Annotated in this window: 16 protein-coding genes and 2 tRNA genes; 13 read left to right on the forward strand and 5 right to left on the reverse strand. The window is 47.0% G+C overall.

Annotation, left to right across the window (positions count from 1 at the left end; all coding sequences use genetic code 11):
- Positions 1-16 precede the first annotated feature (16 nt).
- Entirely contained in the window at positions 17-1570 is a 1554-nt protein-coding gene (locus E7L17_RS05530) for a phosphatase (RefSeq protein WP_316322265.1), read from the reverse strand.
- 474 nt (positions 1571-2044) lie between these two features.
- On the opposite strand from E7L17_RS05530, the gene E7L17_RS05535 reads away from it, so the two are divergent.
- Genes E7L17_RS05535 through E7L17_RS05575 form a run of 9 tightly spaced genes read left to right on the forward strand, consistent with a single transcriptional unit; the run spans position 2045 to position 10664 of the window.
- Positions 2045-3766 carry a PASTA domain-containing protein gene (locus tag E7L17_RS05535; RefSeq protein WP_316322266.1) on the forward strand — a complete coding sequence of 574 codons (1722 nt, stop codon included), beginning with the start codon at positions 2045-2047 and terminating at the stop codon, positions 3764-3766.
- Between the two features lie 5 nt (positions 3767-3771).
- On the forward strand, positions 3772-4545 hold the full coding sequence (thyX, locus tag E7L17_RS05540; protein WP_316322267.1) for an FAD-dependent thymidylate synthase: 774 nt from the start codon (positions 3772-3774) through the stop codon (positions 4543-4545).
- Entirely contained in the window at positions 4542-5225 is a 684-nt protein-coding gene (locus tag E7L17_RS05545) for a dTMP kinase (RefSeq protein ID WP_316322268.1), read from the forward strand. The genes thyX and E7L17_RS05545 overlap by 4 nt, the downstream gene beginning before the upstream one ends.
- Positions 5212-6123: a DUF2156 domain-containing protein gene (locus tag E7L17_RS05550; RefSeq protein ID WP_316322269.1), complete on the forward strand. Its 912-nt coding sequence runs from the start codon at positions 5212-5214 to the stop codon at positions 6121-6123. The genes E7L17_RS05545 and E7L17_RS05550 overlap by 14 nt, the downstream gene beginning before the upstream one ends.
- Positions 6120-7001, forward strand: coding sequence for a GNAT family N-acetyltransferase (locus E7L17_RS05555; protein WP_316322270.1), 882 nt, complete (start codon positions 6120-6122; stop codon positions 6999-7001). Before E7L17_RS05550 ends, E7L17_RS05555 begins: the two co-directional genes overlap by 4 nt.
- A gap of 22 nt (positions 7002-7023) precedes the next feature.
- The gene (locus E7L17_RS05560) at positions 7024-7563 is read left to right on the forward strand and encodes a DJ-1 family glyoxalase III (RefSeq protein ID WP_316322271.1); all 540 of its coding nucleotides are present in this window, start codon (positions 7024-7026) and stop codon (positions 7561-7563) included.
- Positions 7554-8150, forward strand: coding sequence for a 5-formyltetrahydrofolate cyclo-ligase (locus E7L17_RS05565; RefSeq protein ID WP_316322272.1), 597 nt, complete (start codon positions 7554-7556; stop codon positions 8148-8150). The genes E7L17_RS05560 and E7L17_RS05565 overlap by 10 nt, the downstream gene beginning before the upstream one ends.
- A gap of 10 nt (positions 8151-8160) precedes the next feature.
- Positions 8161-9459, forward strand: coding sequence for an endolytic transglycosylase MltG (mltG, locus tag E7L17_RS05570; RefSeq protein WP_316322273.1), 1299 nt, complete (start codon positions 8161-8163; stop codon positions 9457-9459).
- Positions 9456-10664 (forward strand): peptidase U32 family protein, encoded by a 1209-nt coding sequence (locus E7L17_RS05575; RefSeq protein WP_410470645.1) that lies wholly within the window; start codon positions 9456-9458, stop codon positions 10662-10664. The genes mltG and E7L17_RS05575 overlap by 4 nt, the downstream gene beginning before the upstream one ends.
- Before the next feature lie 64 nt (positions 10665-10728).
- Here the strand turns inward: E7L17_RS05575 and E7L17_RS05580 are convergent, their stop codons facing one another.
- Positions 10729-11625, reverse strand: coding sequence for a GGDEF domain-containing protein (locus E7L17_RS05580; protein ID WP_316322274.1), 897 nt, complete (start codon positions 11623-11625; stop codon positions 10729-10731).
- A gap of 206 nt (positions 11626-11831) precedes the next feature.
- Between E7L17_RS05580 and E7L17_RS05585 the strand changes: the two genes are divergently transcribed.
- The 4 genes from E7L17_RS05585 (at position 11832) to E7L17_RS05600 (ending at position 15157) form a co-directional block, all read left to right on the forward strand.
- Positions 11832-13115 (forward strand): aminoacetone oxidase family FAD-binding enzyme, encoded by a 1284-nt coding sequence (locus E7L17_RS05585; RefSeq protein ID WP_316322275.1) that lies wholly within the window; start codon positions 11832-11834, stop codon positions 13113-13115.
- A complete protein-coding gene (locus tag E7L17_RS05590) occupies positions 13112-14704 on the forward strand; it encodes an NAD(P)/FAD-dependent oxidoreductase (RefSeq protein WP_316322276.1) in 1593 nt (530 codons plus the stop codon). Before E7L17_RS05585 ends, E7L17_RS05590 begins: the two co-directional genes overlap by 4 nt.
- 270 nt (positions 14705-14974) lie before the next feature.
- A tRNA-Gln gene (locus E7L17_RS05595) sits at positions 14975-15048 on the forward strand.
- 32 nt (positions 15049-15080) lie between these two features.
- Positions 15081-15157 (forward strand) — tRNA-Pro (locus E7L17_RS05600).
- Between the two features lie 87 nt (positions 15158-15244).
- Here E7L17_RS05600 and E7L17_RS05605 read toward each other — a convergent pair.
- From E7L17_RS05605 to E7L17_RS05615, 3 genes are all read right to left on the reverse strand, one after another.
- Positions 15245-15949: a site-specific integrase gene (locus tag E7L17_RS05605; RefSeq protein ID WP_316322483.1), complete on the reverse strand. Its 705-nt coding sequence runs from the start codon at positions 15947-15949 to the stop codon at positions 15245-15247.
- Positions 15897-16418 (reverse strand): hypothetical protein, encoded by a 522-nt coding sequence (locus E7L17_RS05610; RefSeq protein WP_316322277.1) that lies wholly within the window; start codon positions 16416-16418, stop codon positions 15897-15899. The genes E7L17_RS05605 and E7L17_RS05610 overlap by 53 nt, the downstream gene beginning before the upstream one ends.
- Positions 16419-16571: 153 nt before the next feature.
- The gene (locus E7L17_RS05615; RefSeq protein WP_316322278.1) at positions 16572-17606 is read right to left on the reverse strand and encodes a zinc ribbon domain-containing protein; all 1035 of its coding nucleotides are present in this window, start codon (positions 17604-17606) and stop codon (positions 16572-16574) included.
- Positions 17607-17684 lie beyond the last annotated feature (78 nt).

A 17684-nucleotide genomic window follows, 5' to 3' on the forward strand; every position in this document is an offset into this window, starting at 1 on the left:
ATTTTTCCCCCTTTCCTTAAAGCATAAGGGTTTTTATATTCAGCACAGGGTGAATCCCGAAAACCTCCTGAAAAAACGGGGCGCATAAATCAAATGCCCATTTTTCAAGAGTAAGGTTTCCATCACTGGTGCTTGTAATCACAAGCCGGTCTTTCTCTAGCTTAATCGCAATATCCTTGAGTTTCTGGGTTTGGGACTTATCTAGTGCATTTGATAGGCGGAAGATTGCCACAAGCTTTGAAATCATCAGGCGGGTTTGTTTATCGAGTCGGTTAAACTCCGGGTCGTCATCACTGGGTGTGTTGTATTCATCGTAGCTTGATAAAAAGGCGACCATTAGAACTTCTCTGTCCGTTAGGCCGTATATATCAATGTTCTTTACAAGGTCAAACGTGCTGTTGAGGTGTTCTTTCGAATTAATGTAATACCCTGCGTCGTGTAAAATGCAGGCCAGCTCGAGTATGAGCCGGCTTTTATAATCCATACCATGTATTTTTTTGGTTTTGTCGAAGATACGGCAGGAGAAACGGCGAACTGCATCCGAATGTGAGGGGTTACAGCGGTAACGGTCTGCAATCCACTGTGCACAGGAGATGGAGCTGTTAATAACATGCGTTTCGTATTCTTTTTTGCTTTTTGGTACAAGCATCTGGCGTAAAATTGCATCCCATAGCTCGATCTTTGGGCAAATGACTCGATCGGCGTGCGTCAATTCAAGAAGCTGCATATAAATGACAAGCACCGGGTAAAGAACCTGCGCACTTGCGTCGGTAATATCGTATTTGGCGGCAAGGGTGTCCGGAGTCATAACGCGAACCTCTTGAAGAAGTCGCCCGATGAGTTCGGACTGAATGATGTAATGTCCTTTTTCAGGCTTTACACCGCAAATGCGTGCAATCAGCTCAATTTCACTCCCCGCAAGCACAAGGTTGCGGATGCTGTTCAAACGGCCGGGTATGGGGATATGCCGAACAGTAAGGTTAAGGTATTCTTCCACCACCGTATCGAAATCGCCGCTGTTTTCTTGAATGCTGCCGAGCATGTTATACAGCTTCATTGGCCCGATTGAGATGTTCTGGGAAAATATCATATTGGTTCCGTCAAAAATAGAAAGACCAATACTGCCGGTGCCAATAAAAGAAATAAGTGTGTTACCAGCCGGGAAATTCGGCATGGATTTTATGGAGTTTAGTATTTCAGAGTAGATGAGCGTTTTTTCTTGGTCATCTTCCAGAACCTGAACCGAAATACCATTTTGTATTTTTAACTGGTCGGTAATGTATTCGCGGTTTTTTGCTTCGCGCAAAGCGGTGGTAGAAACCACGCGCGGCTGCTCAGCACCATATTCCTTGAGCACGTCGCTGTAACCATGCAATGTAGAAGAAAGCTTCCAGAGGCTCTCAAAGCTGATTTTTCCGCCGTGGAATACCTCAGAACCAATTTTAATAGGGTATTCCAATCGGTCTAAGGTTACGATGTTGTCTTTTTGCAATTGTGCAATTTTCATTTTCAGCATGCTTGAGCCGATGTCGATTACAGCGGCTACCTTACCGCCTTTTTTACGGTTCATTTACACAGTGCCTCCAATACTCAGCAAGATTTCATTAGTATTCTCTTAAATTGCTGGAATTCTTTTGAACGCTTAGAGAAAAAATACCAATTTTATATTCTATGTACCGAATGATAGCATGGGTTCTTATCCTAAATATTAAAACTGAGGAGAAAGAGCGAAAATATTGTAATTTATTATAACAAAGCGTATTCTGAATATCAATTCGCTCAGTTTTAAAATTTCACTTAAAAGTAAGTTAATTTTAGTGTGTTAAATTTGGCCTTACCATAAGAGTAACAGCTTTGTTATTGCAAGAACGCATAAAAATGTGGTATACTTTCTAAATATAAAAGATCGGGTGATGTGCGTTTCCCCCGAAAACACCGGGCTGAACCGGAGTGCCCGGCGTTACCCGCCGGAAATGGCTATGGCGCCAACCGGCGGGATAACGCCCGCTTTGTGTGTCCATAATAGCATTATGGAGGAACCAGTATGACTGATTTTGAGCTATGCATGAACTGTATGACGGAGCGCCCTAGCGGCGACGAACCGTGCCCTCACTGCGAGTCTTTAGCAGATGAATCGCAGCGCCCCAATGCCCTGCCACTGAAAACGATGCTGCAAAACCGGTATTTGGTTGGTATGGCGCAAAAGGTGAATGGAGAGGGTATCTCCTATATTGGCTATGACAGTGTGCTGAATATTAAAACTCTAATCCGTGAGTTTTTTCCTCAAACCATGGGCGAGCGCCTGCCAGACGGTAAAACGGTGCGCATTATTGATGGCAGTGAAGTCACTTTTGGTGAGTATCGAGATACCTTTTTGAACGATGCCCGTGAGCTGGCGCATATGCGGCAGCTTTCTGCCGTAGAGCAGATTTACGACATATTTGAGGAGAATGGAACGGCGTATACCGTAGCGGAGTGGGAAGATTGCATTACGCTGCGCTATTTTGTTGAGCGCCGCGGTGGCAGTATAGACTGGAACGCCGCTCGTCCATTGTTTATGCCGGTATTGTCTGCACTTTCTACCCTGCATTCGAAGGGCATAAACCACCTTGGTATTTCACCAGATACACTGGTGATTTTACAGGATGGCCGCATGAAGCTAACTGATTTTGAGCTGGATGTGGTTCGCCGTATGGACACAGACCTCCCGCCGGATTTGGTAGCGGGCTGTGCTGCGTTAGAGCAGTATGTAATGAATTATGTGCCGGACGAATCTACAGACGTGTACGGCTTTGCGGCATGCCTGTTTTTTGCATTGACGGGTGCACTGCCGCAGGACGCTTTGCGCCGTAAAACCGATTCCCGGTTGATGATACCCACCAGTACGCTAAAAAGCTTGCCTCCTTATGTGATTACTGGCCTTGCCAACGCATTGCAGGTGATGCCCTCTAAGCGTACCCCGCATTTTGAGCGCTTACGGGCAGAGCTGTCAGCTGCACCAACAGTTACGGCAAAAATTGAGCAGCCGCTGCCGCCGGAATTTCCAATGGAACAAGAGCCTGCACGCAAAGGAATTCCTGGAATGGCTTGGGCAATTGGTTCTGGAGTGATTTCTCTGGCCATTTTTATTTGTCTGGGTATTTTTTGGCTGTTCCCGCCTAGCTATGGCAGTCCCGCTGGAGTGCCAAATTCGGCTGCAATGAAAGCCGAAATAGAGTCGTATGACTCCGATATGCCAATGGCTGGAGCTGGGGCACCGGCCGCAGGGGGCGGGGGTACTTTAGGGGCTACGCTTTCCGAAGCGGACCGTTTACCGGTACCAAACCTGGTGGGGCAGAAGCTAGATGATATTCTGGCTGCGGAAAGTGCCGGAACCGAGAGCTACGATATTTTAGTATCTGACAAAGAATTTAACGACACGGTCGCCGAAGGCAGAGTAATCAGTCAATCTCCCGCAGAAGGGGAATTGGCGCCCAAAGGTGTAAAAATAGTGGTAGTAGTAAGCCAGGGTGCAAAAATGCGTGCACTCCCCGTTATTCGTGGAATGAGCCTTGAGGACGCATCGCTTGCGGTAGCAACTTCGGGCTTAACACCTGCAAAACGGGATGTTTTTGATGATGCGATTCCAGCGGGGCAAGCAGTGGGTTACCAAAACCAAGTGGCTGGCGATACACTGGAATACGGCGCCCATGTGGTTATATTATTAAGCAAAGGGCCGGATCCGTCTGTATTGGGTGGCGGTCCCACTAGAAGCGGAGGATCTTAAATACAATGATTAAAGTTGCGTTAATCGCATATACTCCGCAGCCGGAACAGACAGTGGCAGCTGCCGCTAAGCTCTGTTATTCCGCTGCGGGTGTGGAACATATTATGGACGGGCTTACCGAAGAAAAAACAGCTCGTTTTGTGGAGATGCTTTCTGAAATTGGGCATGAAAGCCCCATTGAGCATGCTTCATTTACATTTGCAATTGAGGGTGTATCGCGTGCGTTTTTGGCACAGATGACCCGCCACCGCATTGCCTCTTACAGCGTGCAAAGCCAAAGGTATGTGGCGGAGCACCAGTTTGGCTATGTTATTCCGCCTGAAATAGAGAACATACCGGAGGCAAAGCAAGAGTTTATTGCCTCTATGGAGGATGCACAGCGCCGATATGAGAATCTTACACGTATTCTGCAAGAAAAGCACCAAGCTGAAATGGTAGCGCAAGGCAAGAAGCCGGAAGAGGCTGCCCGCGCTTCCCTAAAAAAAGCGATTGAAGATGCTCGCTTTGTATTGCCGAATGCCTGTGAAACCAAAATGATTTGCACCATGAATGCTCGCTCACTCTATAATTTCTTTGCACACCGCTGCTGTAACCGTGCACAATGGGAAATTCAAGAGGTTGCGGTTCAAATGCTGCGTTTGGTGCGCGGTGTAGCACCAAACCTGTTTTCTCACTGTGGGCCGCCTTGTGTGTTTGGTGCTTGTCCCGAGGGGAAAATGAGCTGCGGTAAAATGACTGAGGTTCGCGCGTTTTACCAGAATCTGGAGGCAAAGCCGTGAGCGGGCGCCTCATCGTAATCGAAGGGCTGGATGGCAGCGGAAAAGCAACACAAACCGAATTGTTATGTTGGGCGCTAGAGCAGAATAACGTTCTGCTAAAGCGAGTATCTTTTCCGGATTATCAAGAAAAATCCTCTGCGCTCGTTAAAATGTATTTGGGTGGCGAGCTTGGTGCGCACCCACAAGAGGTAAATGCGTTTGCGGCCAGTTCTTTTTATGCGGTGGATCGCTTTGCGAGTTATGTGCGGCATTGGCGGCAAAACTATGAGGCGGGCAATTTGATTATTGCAGACCGGTACACTACCTCGAATATGGTGTACCAAATGACGAAGCTGCCTTATTCTGATTGGGATTCCTATCTGGATTGGGTGTGCGATTTTGAGTATAATAAGCTAGAGCTTCCCTCACCGGATGCCGTGATTTATTTGGACGTGCCTCTGGAGATTTCTCAGCGGCTGCTGCGGGAACGGTATGAGGGTGACGAAGCAAAAAAAGACTTACACGAACAAGATACGGCTTTTTTGGCGGCTTGCCGGGAAAGCGCCTTGTATTGTGCCAAAAAGCTGGGTTGGCTGGTTCTCTCTTGTGCAGAAAACGGCCAATTAAAGCAAATACAGCAAATCCATGAGGAAATCATGGAAAGCGAAATCATAAAGGAATGTGGCTATGTTAAATTTTGAATATGCAACGATCGAGGATCGCGAATGGCTTCAGCCAATTTTGGCGGCCAGCGGCAAAATGGGGAGTGAGAATGCGTTTGGCACCCTGTTTATTTGGAATGAATCGTATCATTCCCGTATTTGCCGTCAGGATGGATATGTGCTTTTGTCCTCGGGCGAGCATTTTCACACGTATAATTTCCCCTATGTGGCGGACCCCGCTAATGCTGGCAGCCTAAAAGATGCGTTGCAGATTTTAATGGATGATGCGGCAGAAAAGGGATACGATTTTCAAATGTGGGGTATGACAGAGCAGCAGGTTGCCCGTATGGAAGAAGCCATGCCTGGTGCATTTGAGTTCAGCATCGACAGAGATGGTGCAGATTATATTTACAACAGCAGCGACCTCATTGAGCTTGCAGGCAGAAAATACCATGGCAAGCGCAATCATATCTCCAAATTCAACCGGCAGTACCAGTGGGAATATGAAGATGTAACGGTCGATACTCTCGAGGCTTGCCGAGAGGTAAGCAGAGAATGGTGCAAACAAAATGGGTGCGACCCCGAGAATGGACTCGACAAAGAGGTACGTGCGCTTCGCAAAGCGTTTGCAAACTTTGAAGAGCTGAAGCTTCGCGGTGGTTTAATCCGAATTGACGGCAAACCGGTGGCCTATACCATTGGAGAAGAAATTAATTCGCAGGTATTCCTGCTTCATTTTGAAAAGGCGCTTGCTGGGTATGACGGCTTGTATGCCGTGATTAATAATGAGTTTGCCCGCCGCAATTTGGCAGACTACCAATATGTGAATCGTGAAGAAGATTTGGGGCTGGAGGGCTTGCGTAAAGCCAAGCTGTCTTATTACCCCGCTATTATATTGGAGAAGTACCGTACGGTACTGAAGGGAACGGAAAAATGAGCGGCAGAATCATCAAGCTGGCCCATTGGGGCATGCAGCCAGAGCTAGAAAAGATTTGGCAGGTGTGCTTTGGGGACCCCAAACGCCCAACCGCCTTCTTTTTTAATAATGCCTTTCAGCCACATACCTGCCTTGTGTATGAGGTTGATGGCAAGGTGGCTGCAATGGTGCATATGCTGCCGGTGAGCATGGCGCAGCCGGGCAGCATCGTGCGCGGCCATTATATTTATGCTGCGGCTACTCTGCCTGAATACCGGAAGCAAGGCTGCATGGGTGCTTTGCTTCGGGCGGCAGCACATTTGGGTCTGCGGCGGGGCGAGCATTTTTCATGCTTGCTTCCGTCGAGCGATGCTTTGTATGATTACTACGCAAATTATGGTTATGAAGAGGCTTTTTTCACCCGCTTTGTAACACTTTCAGTAGAGGAGCTGTCTTTGCTTTCTTCCGCCAGTGTACAGCGTGGTTCCATTGTTCTAGGCTATAAAACAATGAAAGAGATAAGAAACGAGCGTCTTTCTTCCTTAATGGGTTCTGTGCTATGGGGCGAAGAGGCACTTTATTTTGCAGAAGGCTTTAACCGCCAGTATGGCGGCAAGCTGATTGCTTGCCAAACAGGTGAGGGTTCAGCTTGGGCGCTTTGCCGCCTGAGAGAAGATGGCTCCTGTGAGGTAACCGAGCTGGTCGCTGATGAAGCGACTTTCCCAGCACTTGCGGGCAAGCTCGTTGCTGAAATACCTGCAAGGAGCTACCACCTACGCCTTCCGGGAGATGAAATGCTGCTCCCTCAAAGAGGGGAGATTGAGCGATTTGGAATGCTGCGGCCAATCAGGCCGTTAGAATATAACGGCAGGGTCTACCTTGGCCTTACGCTGGATTAATAAATAAGGGGTTGTGACGGTTATGACATATTTATTTTTGGCGAATGGATTTGAAGAGCTGGAAGCTTTCACACCGATAGATTTGCTTCGGCGTGCCAATGTTCCGGTTCAAACCGTGGGAGTTGGTGGCAAACAAATCGTGGGCGCCCATCAAATTCCCGTAATCGCTGATGTTGAAGAAAGCGAAATCTCTTTGAGTGACCTTGATATGGTCATTTTGCCCGGCGGTTTACCGGGAACACCAAATCTAGAGAAGTCCCAAATTGTAAAGGATGCCGTAATGGCTGCATATGAAAAAGGCGCTTATGTGGCGGCAATCTGTGCAGCGCCGTCTATTTTAGGGCATATGGGGCTGTTAAAGGGCAGGCGTGCCACGGTAAGCGACGGCTTTGTTTCAGAAATTACTGGAGCAGAGTATACGGGTGAGCTTGTTACCATGGATGGAAAAATCATTACGGGTCGTGGCCCGATGGCTTCAGTCGCATTTGCGCTGCAGCTGGTTGATCTTTTGGCGGACAAGCATGCCGCGGAAAAGCTGAGGAATTTGATGCAATGCCAGTAAAGAACATCAAAGAGATTAAGACAGGTCTGCGCAGCAAATATCGCAGACTCAGAGAAGACCTGTCGGAGGAGGAAAAGCGTAGCCTGGATTCCGAAATTCAGTCGCGCCTACTTTCTTTACGGGAATATAGTCAGGCAGAGACGGTATTTACTTACATCAGTAAAGAGCTGGAGGTTGATACCCTTGCCATTGTGCGGGCGGCATGGGCAAACCAAAAGCGTGTGGCGGTTCCCCGCTGTGTGCCGGGAACCAGAGACATGGAGTTTTATTATATTCGTTCCTGGCAGGATTTAGAGCCTGCGTCTTTTGGTGTAATGGAACCGATAGTGGAACGATGTGAACGGGTGGATGACGAAAGCAAAGGCTTTTGTTTGGTACCCGGCTTTAGTTTTGACGTGCAAGGTTTTCGCCTTGGGTATGGCGGCGGGTATTACGACCGTTTTTTGTCTCGGTTCGGTGGCTTTACGGTTGGTATATGCTATTCCTTTTGCGTTCAGTGGAATTTACCGCATGGCTATTACGACCGGTCGGTCGACCTTTTAGTTACAGAAAAGTATGTACGCCGTACTTCGGCAAAAGTAAGATAGGGGGTCTGTTATGCGCGAAGATGAAAATCGGCGGCAGAGCCGTAGCAATGAGCAGCAGAATCGTGCCCGTGATTTTAGGGTGAATATCAATGATGATGCGTATGGTGCCGATTCCGGTTCGAATAGTACCAGTGAGCCGGACGTGCTGCATAGCTACAGCAGCCCACAGACACGCAAAGCAATGGTGGAATCTGAAATGCGTGCCATGAAAGCGGAGGAACGTGCTTTAAAAGAAAGAAGCCGCGAAAAGGGACGCCGTAACCGCAGCTTTTTCCGCGTGATTTGGGTGGCGATGGTGATTATTCTTGGTATTGGCATTGGTCAATACCTTGTAACCGGTATTGCAGATATGCTCGCTTACCAAAAGCAGCAGACCAAAGTGACAGTGGATATTCCCAAAGGTGCCAGCGTGAGTGAAATTGCAAAAGTGCTTTATAAAGGTGGCGTAATTAACGAACCCAGCTTTTTTCAGCTGTATTCCGGTATTACCCGCGCAAACAGCGCTTATATGAATGGTACCTTTGAGTTGGAAACAGATATGGATTATGAAGCGATAATCAATTACCTTCAAACCGACAACAATCGTACCGATATTGTTAAGGTGATGTTTCAAGAAGGTTTAAATGTGCAAGAGATTGCCGTACTGATGGAGAAAAGCGGCGTTTGTTCTGCCAAAGAAATACTAGAGTATGCCAATTCGCAGGACTTTAATAACTATGAACTCATTAAATCACTTGGGAGTGCCGGCAATCGCTATTATATGCTGGAAGGCTACCTGTTCCCAGATACCTACGAGTTTTATAAGGACGAGGACCCCAAGCAGGCACTGGGTAAAATGATTAACAATACCAGTAAAAAGCTTACAGCCACCATTCGCAATCAGGCGAAGGAGCAGGGGATGAGCATAGACGAAGTGCTCAACCTTGCCTCCATCATTCAGGCGGAATCGGCTGATGAAGACGATATGCTACAGGTTTCTTCTGTACTGCACAACCGCTTAAAAAACGGTGTGGCAACGGGTACGCAAAAGCTTGGCTGCGATTCCACCATATTCTACCCCTACCGCACAAAGGCACAGGTGCCTGAAGCGCAGAGGGACACGTACACTAGTCGGTACAACACCTATGAGATTACCGGGCTTCCTCCGGGGCCGATAGTAAACCCGGGTATTGCCGCCATTAACGCGGCGCTGAGTCCGGCTAAAACGGATTATTATTACTTTTGTCACTCTGCAGATGGGAAGGCATATTATGCGAAAACAGCAGAGCAGCACCAGAAAAACTTGAAAAAGGCAGGTCTAACTAAGTGAAGATGGAACTATTGGCTCCTGCGGGAGATTACGAACGGCTGGAATCTGCTCTGACCTTTGGAGCAGATGCTGTTTACTTGGCAGCGAAAGAATTTGGAATGAGAGCTGGCCCTGCCAATTTCTCGCCCGAGGAGCTTGCGGCGGCTGTTCAGGCAGCTCACCGACAGGGTACCCGTGTTCACATGACCTGTAATGTTTTGCCTCGTGCGGATGAAATGGACCGCCTGCCGGATTTTCTGCGCCATGCGCAGGAGGTAGGCGTAGATGCTTTTATTATAGCGGATCTTGGTGTTATGAAATTAGCACAGAAGCATGCTCCAAACGTGGAACTGCATGTGTCTACACAGGCGGGTGTGGTAAACCACGAAACAGCAAATGCGTTTTATGAGATGGGGGCTTCCCGTGTCGTATTGGCAAGGGAACTGAGCATGAATGAAATTGCGCAGATTCGCGCCAAAACTCCTTCAAAGTTGGAGCTGGAGGTATTTGTACATGGTTCTATGTGTATGTCTTTTTCCGGCCGGTGCCTACTGTCAAATTACATGACGGGTAGAGATGCGAACCGCGGCGATTGTGCACAGCCATGCCGATGGTCTTACCGGCTTGTAGAAGAAAAACGCCCAGGTGAATATTTCCCCATTGAGGAAGATGAACGCGGAACTTATATTATGAATTCCCGCGATATGTGTATGATTCGCTACATACCGGAGCTGCAAAAGGCGGGAGTAAGCAGTATGAAAATTGAGGGCAGAGCCAAATCGGCTTATTATGTTGCGGTAACCGTCAATGCCTACCGCAATGCGATTGATTTTTGCGAAGAGCACCCAGGTGAGCCGCTGCCAGAATGGATTGCAGACGAGCTTAACAAAATTAGCCACCGGGAATACAGCACTGGCTTTTACTTTGGTCAGCCGGGGCAGGTGTACCAAAATGGCGGTTATGTGCGTGAGTACGACGTTGCCGCGGTTTGTGAGGGCTGGGATGACGGTGTTGCCACCTTGTCGCAGCGCAACCGCTTTTTCCCGGGTGATACGTTGGATGTATTAGAGCCTGGCTCAAAACCTTATATTATTACGCTTGGGGATCTATTTGACGCGAAGATGCAGCCCATTGAAGCGGCTCCTCATGCGATGATGAAGGTCTTAACAAAAACGGAGCACCCGATAAAACCCGGTGCTTTGCTGCGGCGTAAACGCGGCGAATGATGAAGTAATGCCGAAAGGGCAGAAAGCCGGTAATGCTTTCTGCCCTTTTATAAATCGAATCTAGTTAAATCGAGATAGTATTTTTACCCTTACTTTTTGCCTCATAAAGCTTTTTGTCTAGTTGTTCAAAAAATTCTGTGGCAGAGAGCTCGTTTGTTTCAGAGATTGTGGAAACACCACAGCTTATCGTGAGAGAAACACGGCTGCCACGGAGCTCAAAGATTTCATGTTGTATTTGTTGGCGTATTGTTTCTGCAATGCGAAAGGCAGCTTTATTGTCGGTTTCCGGTAAAACCATTAAGAATTCATCGCCGCCGTACCGGGCTACCCAATCCCTTGTACCACGGGTGTTGTTTTTTAGAATTTGAGCGGCTCTTTGCAGTACATTGTCACCCATTATGTGTCCGTTGGCATCGTTAATGGATTTAAACTCGTCAATATCAATTAACATGGCAGAAAGAACACCATCGTTTAACGAGGTAGTGTATAGGTCAACCGGTAGCTTCTCGTTAATAAAGCGCCGGTTATATATTTGCGTAAGATCGTCCGTAATCACAGCCTGATTCAGGTGCTCAATAATATCGTTAATTTCTTGAATGCTTTTTCCTTTCAAGTCTGGTACAATACCGGTTTCTGAAATATCCTTTAGCATTTCAACTATATAGGTAACTCCGCTTAGCACAATTGGTGTAGCCAGAACCATAAAAATCTTGTCTTTGTTGTATTCTATTTTTAAAAAAGTATCATTTTCATTTGCGGCGCGCATTGAAACGCAGTTGGCACAGTGGCTGTTTTTTTTCCATAGTTCGTAGCAGATGGATTCCTCAATCAACTCTGTTTCATTGCCAGAGAGCTTTAAAACTTGTTTCTTGAGAGGGTCAATAATACGAACCAGGTTGTACATTTTATCAAATTGGTGCAAAAATTGTATTAACTGCTGTGTGTTTTCCATTACCGACATACCACCATAACCTCCGGGTAATTTCAGTGCGGGAATTAATCGACATCGCTACGGCGCTAAAATGCGCTTAATATTGAATAAATATATTATAACATGCCGGTTTAAGCGGTTCAAGCGCAATAGGCCAAATGATGTAAATTGATAATAGTATGTTTTCTTAAAAAGATATAAATCAGATATTTTTGCTTCGATAATAAGGAGGCTTTATGGATATTACACCAAAATTTGAGATTGCAGTGGTTGGCGGCGGGGCCGCAGGTCTAATGGCGGCGTGCGAGGCAGCTAAGCAGCTTGGCAGTGGTCGTGTCGCGCTGGTAGAGGCTGCCCCGCGTGTTGGCAAAAAGCTGCTTGCCACAGGAAATGGCAGATGTAATATTACAAACCAATCTGCTGATTGGGTGATGTATCACGGCGAAGCGACGCTCGCAAAAAAGGTGTTTGAATCCATTTCCCCAGCAGAGGTTCTGCACCAATTTGAAGAGATGGGTCTTACTTGCCGAGAAGAAGAGCAGGGGAGGGTGTACCCGCAAAATGGCCAAGCCTCTGCCGTTTTGGATTCTCTTCGGTTTTCCCTTCAAAAGTACGGTGTAGTAGAGTTCTGTGGTTCTGCAACAATAAGCATAGAAAAAAAGAAGAGGGCTTTTTTGCTCCAGCAAGAAAATGGAACAATGATTCAGGCACGTCGACTCATTTTAGCACAAGGAGGAAAGGCCTCGCCTCAAATTAGTTCGGAGCAAGGCGTGTCTCTGGCGGCTACTCTTGGCCATAGCCAGACGGCACTTTTTCCGGCATTGGTGCAGGTTACGGTTCCACTGGCTCTTGTTCGTGCACTCAAGGGTGTGCGGTGCCCCGGTGCAGTTCGCTTTCTGGCAGATGGACATGCCGTAAAGCAGGAAGTAGGAGAAATCCAGTTTACGGAGCGGGGGTTATCCGGTGTATGTGTGTTTCAGCTATCGCGACTGGCATCGGAATTTGCGACATTGAAAACCGTTGAAGGCAAGCCATGTGTCAATGCAAAAATTGCGATTGATCTTTTACCAGAGAAATCGTTTCAAGAGGTTTGTGACCTTTTACACCGTTTGGCATCGATTTACCCGGAGCTGCCAGTTAGAGATATATTGTTTGGTGTACTGCCCAAACGCATTGGTCAACAGGTAATTACAACAGCACTACCGGACAAAGCGGGGGAATTGGCAGCCAAGCTAAAAGTACTGAATATTAAGACAGTAGCCGCGGTGCTCAAAGGTTGGGAATTTCCGGTTACAGGAACGCTCCCTTGGCAGCACGCACAGGTAATGGCAGGGGGCGTGCCTTTATCAGAGTTGTGGATTCCCTCAATGGAGTCTCGTATCTGCCCCGGTGTGTACATGGCTGGGGAACAATTGGATATTGACGGGGACTGTGGTGGCTTTAATTTACACTGGGCTTGGATAAGCGGCATGGCAGCCGGCAGAAGTTCCGCAGAAGCGGCAAAGGAGGAAACCAAATGATTAAGATAGCTGATATTACCTTACCCCTCTCAGCGGGAAAAGAAGAATTGATAAAGCAGGCATCTGCTCGCCTTAGCTTACCGGAGAAAGAGATACTTTCCCTTAAAATAATTAAGAAATCAGTGGATGCCCGAAAAAAACAGGATGTCCATTTTCAGTATACCGTAGGTATAATATTAAAAAGCGGAGAAGAGAAGGTCGTTGGTAAAAGCCGAGATGCGAAAATCTCGCTCGTGGAGCCTTACCACTACGAGCGTTCTATATGCCGCAGGCTTGTAAAACGCCCCGTAGTGGTCGGGTTCGGCCCGGCAGGAATGTTTGCGGCACTCATTTTGGCGCAGGCTGGTCAGCGACCTATTGTATTGGAACGCGGAGCCGACGTAGAGAAACGAACTCGCCAGGTGGAAGCTTTTTGGAACGGCGGTGCACTGAATCCCGAAAGCAATGTACAGTTTGGGGAAGGCGGTGCTGGAACGTTTTCGGATGGTAAGCTCAATACCGGAACAAAGGATGGGCGTGCCGGAAAGGTGTTTGAGGAGCTGGTAAAGGCGGGTGCTCCCGAAGAGATATTATATGAAGCGAAACCACATGTGGGTACCGACTTACTTCCCGGTATCGTTAAATCGATTCGGGAGCAGATAATATCTCTTGGTGGAGACGTTCATTTTGAAACAAAGCTGGTTGAAATAGTTTCGCAACAAGACAGAGTAAAATATGTCGTAGTAGAGCGTGACGGAGAAAAGCAGACCATTGAAACACAGCATGTAATTTTGGCAGTCGGCCATAGCGCACGCGATACCTTTGAAGCAATATTGGAACAAGGAGCGGCAATGGAGCAAAAACCTTTTTCCATTGGAGCGCGTATCGAGCACCCACAGGCAGCAATAAACCGCGCACAGTACGGCTCGTTTGCAGAAAACCCCGCACTGGACGCGGCAGACTATAAATTAGCCGTTCATTTGGAAAATGGGAGAGGAGTTTATACTTTCTGCATGTGCCCTGGGGGGCAGGTAGTTGCCGCTGCATCTGAACCGGGAAGACTTGTGACAAACGGAATGAGCCGTTGGGCTCGAGACGGGGAGAATGCCAATGCAGCACTGTTGGTTGGCGTAAATTCTATGGATTTTGAAAGTGAGCATCCACTGGCAGGAATGCATTTTCAAAGAAAGTGGGAAGAGGCCGCATTTCGTGTGGGTGGCGGAGATTTTCGTGCACCTGCCCAGCGTGTTGGCGATTTTCTAAAAGGGAAAGCATCGCATTCCTTTGGGACAATGCCAAGCTACCACCCGGGTGTTGTTCCGGCAGATTTATCTGCCTGCTTGCCCTCGTATGTAGTAGAATCTATGCGTCAAGGGATTTTGCTGATGGAGCGTAGATTACGCGGGTTTTCAAATCCCGATGCTGTATTAACTGGGGTTGAAACACGCAGCTCTTCTCCTGTGCGAATCACTCGCGGAGCAGATGGCCAGTCGCTCTCCCATGGCGGTCTTTACCCCTGTGGTGAAGGTGCCGGGTATGCTGGCGGAATTGTGTCTGCCGCAGTAGACGGAATCCGTGCTGCGGAAGCAGTTTTGAATTCTGCAGAATAGAACATGCATGGAAAACAGCCACTCCCGCACCATATAAAGTTGTGTAAAGCCCGAATGAGTGCGGGTTTGGCTGGGTATGCTAACGGCATGCGAATTATAGTACACCGGCATTTTATATATGCAGGCTTCCCAGAAACGACAGATTTCCTACTTGTATTGCAAAACTTGAAAACATTCCAATATTTATAGGATTTTTTTTAGAAACCTATTGACATTCGTTGGAATTTTGCTATAATAAATGACGTTGCTTCTGGCAATTAAATAGTTTGATGCGGAATTGTGTAATGGTAGCACGACAGACTCTGACTCTGTTTGTCTGGGTTCAAATCCTAGTTCCGCAGCCATATAGCCTCGGGAAACCGAGGCTAGCTTTTTTCGAGGTGTGGCTCAGCTTGGTAGAGCGCTACGTTCGGGACGTAGAAGTCGCAGGTTCAAATCCTGTCACCTCGACCATACTTGTGTCCTCGGAAATCCAGCATTTATGCGGATTTCCGAGGTTTTTTTATTATACAGAAAGGTGGTTTGGGGTTTATTTGGGGTTTACGCATGAGATTTCAGGGGCAGGGCAGAGGCAATTGCCTCAGATGCTTGCGCCTGAACCTGCTGAAAGGTGTGGGCGTAAATACTTGTGTTCGTGGACACCTGCGAATGTCCCAATGCAGATGAAACGGTTTTTACGTCTACTCCGCTGGTAATCAGTAATGACGCGTTGAGGTGGCGCAGACTATGCAGTAACCGCTTGGCCTTGCGAATCCCTGTTCGCTCGCAAAAATGCAGTAGCCATTTATAAGGGGCGTTTGGGCTTATGGGCTCACCATTCCAAGTAATAAATAGACGGTCGTTCTCGACCGATCTAACTCCCATCGGTAGCCGCTCTTCGGTTTGTTCTGCGCGATACCGTCTTAGTATCATTATGACTTCTGGCGGCATTTTCAAGCTGCGTTGTGACTTTTTGGTTTTTGTAGTGTCTGTGAAAGTTCCCTTTTCCTTAGTGTATTGTGATGTCCTGCGGATACTGACAACACCGAAATTAAAGTCTATGTCCTTCCACTCCAATCCACATAATTCGCCCCGACGGCAGCCTCCATAGATCGCTAAAACAAAGAAAGTCTGAAACGAAAGAGGTTCTTTAAGCATCAGGTCAAGGAGATGCTGCGCTTCCTCCAATGTATAGCAGTCAGCTTCTGGCTTTTCACCCAGCTTGATTTTTATCGCGCGGCAAGGGTTGTCCCTCGTAATGCGCATCTGTATTGCAAAGGAAAACACGGACGACAGAAACGATAAGTAGTTTTTTGTTGTCTTTGGGGTCACAGCCTTGTTTTTTTGTATCACCATTTAAGAGTACCCTAACAAATTTTTGAATGTGAGTGGGAGAGATTTTATCCATTTGCAGATGCCCAAACTGCTGATTAGCTCTAAATGACATGCGACGGTATTCGGTAATTGTTCTTATTCGCAGGTTCTGCGCGGCATAATCGTCGAAGTATAGTTTCAAAAAGGCCTCGAACTTTATTCCGTGCTGCAACACAAGGCCTCGTTTACATTCCTCCTCAAAAAGTACGGCCTGCCGGTTTAGTTCTTTTTCGATTTGTCGTTCTGTCATTCCGGAGTCTGGTGTCCAGGTCATGTGCTGCCGCTCCTGGTTCCCTCTGACGGTGTAGCCGCAAGAGGATGTGATTCGGTAGCTTTTTCCACGCTTTTCAATTGTGGCCATAATGTAACCTCCTAAAACCGGGTATAAAAATACCCGGCCTATTGATTTTTGGCCGGGAGGTTGGTACAATATATTTGCGTTATACGTATCGGTTCCGGCCGATCTGCTGCTCTATCCTGGTGCAAACAGGGTAGGGCGGTTTTTTATTTATTATTACTCTTTGGGATCACTTGCGATGTCGTGGTAATACGCAACGACTTCATTTTCCCACATTTTTGCAAGCTTAGGAGAGGCATAATACTGACCATCAAAATATATAACAAGCCCTTGCGCCATATACTTGGCCGCCTCATCCCAGCTATCTCCTGGATCGTATCCTATCCAGTCAGAATAATCAGTTGTTCCATTTGAGGGTTTTGGTGACTGTGTTTGCGTTGATTTAGATGAAGATGATGCTGCTTTGGAGGGCTTGCTTGGGGTGGATTGCTTACCTTCTTCATACATTATGGTTACGATCTGGTTTGAATCCTTTTGAAAAATGGAATTTCCCGCTGCTACTCCGAAGTCTTGAGCTCCTAATTGAGTAGCACATCCAGTATTATCTACTTTATCCAATATATTAGTGGACACAAATTTATTCAGTTCTATATACAAGGCAAGATAAGTCTCGTCATTCATTATGATGCTAACAGTGAAGGGCTCCGAAACTTTTTGATCTTTTGAGTTTTTGTATGAAACAGTTCCGCTTCCGGTTAGTATTGCGTTATCGGCTGCCCAACTTGATTTGTTATGATTGAAGCTGGCCGTATCTGGATTTTTCAATAGCCTTTTGATCGTGCCTTCAAATTGCCATTGTGCTTGATTTTCAAACACGTCTTCAATTTGCTGCTGTCTTGGAGATAATGCCGGTTTAGACGAAACAGCTGTCTGTGTGACACTGGCTACTGTCGGCGCAGTTGAGACGCTGCTTTCTTTTTCTGGAGATGATGTTGAAACGGCCCAAATGCAAAATGCGGTTACAACTATAAAAAACCCAGCAGCAAATTTAAATGATTTATTTCTTATTTTTTCACTCTCGTCTTCTGTAGGTTCTACAGTTCCTTGATATACAGCTGAAAATGCATCATCATTTGGGGGTGGAGCGTAGCTTTGATTATGGTCAGCAGTTTCAATTATTACCTTATCACCACAATTTAAACAGTATTTGCTATTCTCCGAAATTTGCTTCCCACAGTTTTTGCAGTACAACTATATCTCCTCCAATAATTGTTAATTGCGTACTTAAGATAATTAAAAGTTTTGCAGATTTTATTGCTGTACAAATTG

The sequence above is a fragment of the Clostridium sp. genome (assembly GCF_032576335.1).
In the GTDB taxonomy this organism is placed as follows: domain Bacteria; phylum Bacillota; class Clostridia; order Oscillospirales; family Acutalibacteraceae; genus Faecalispora.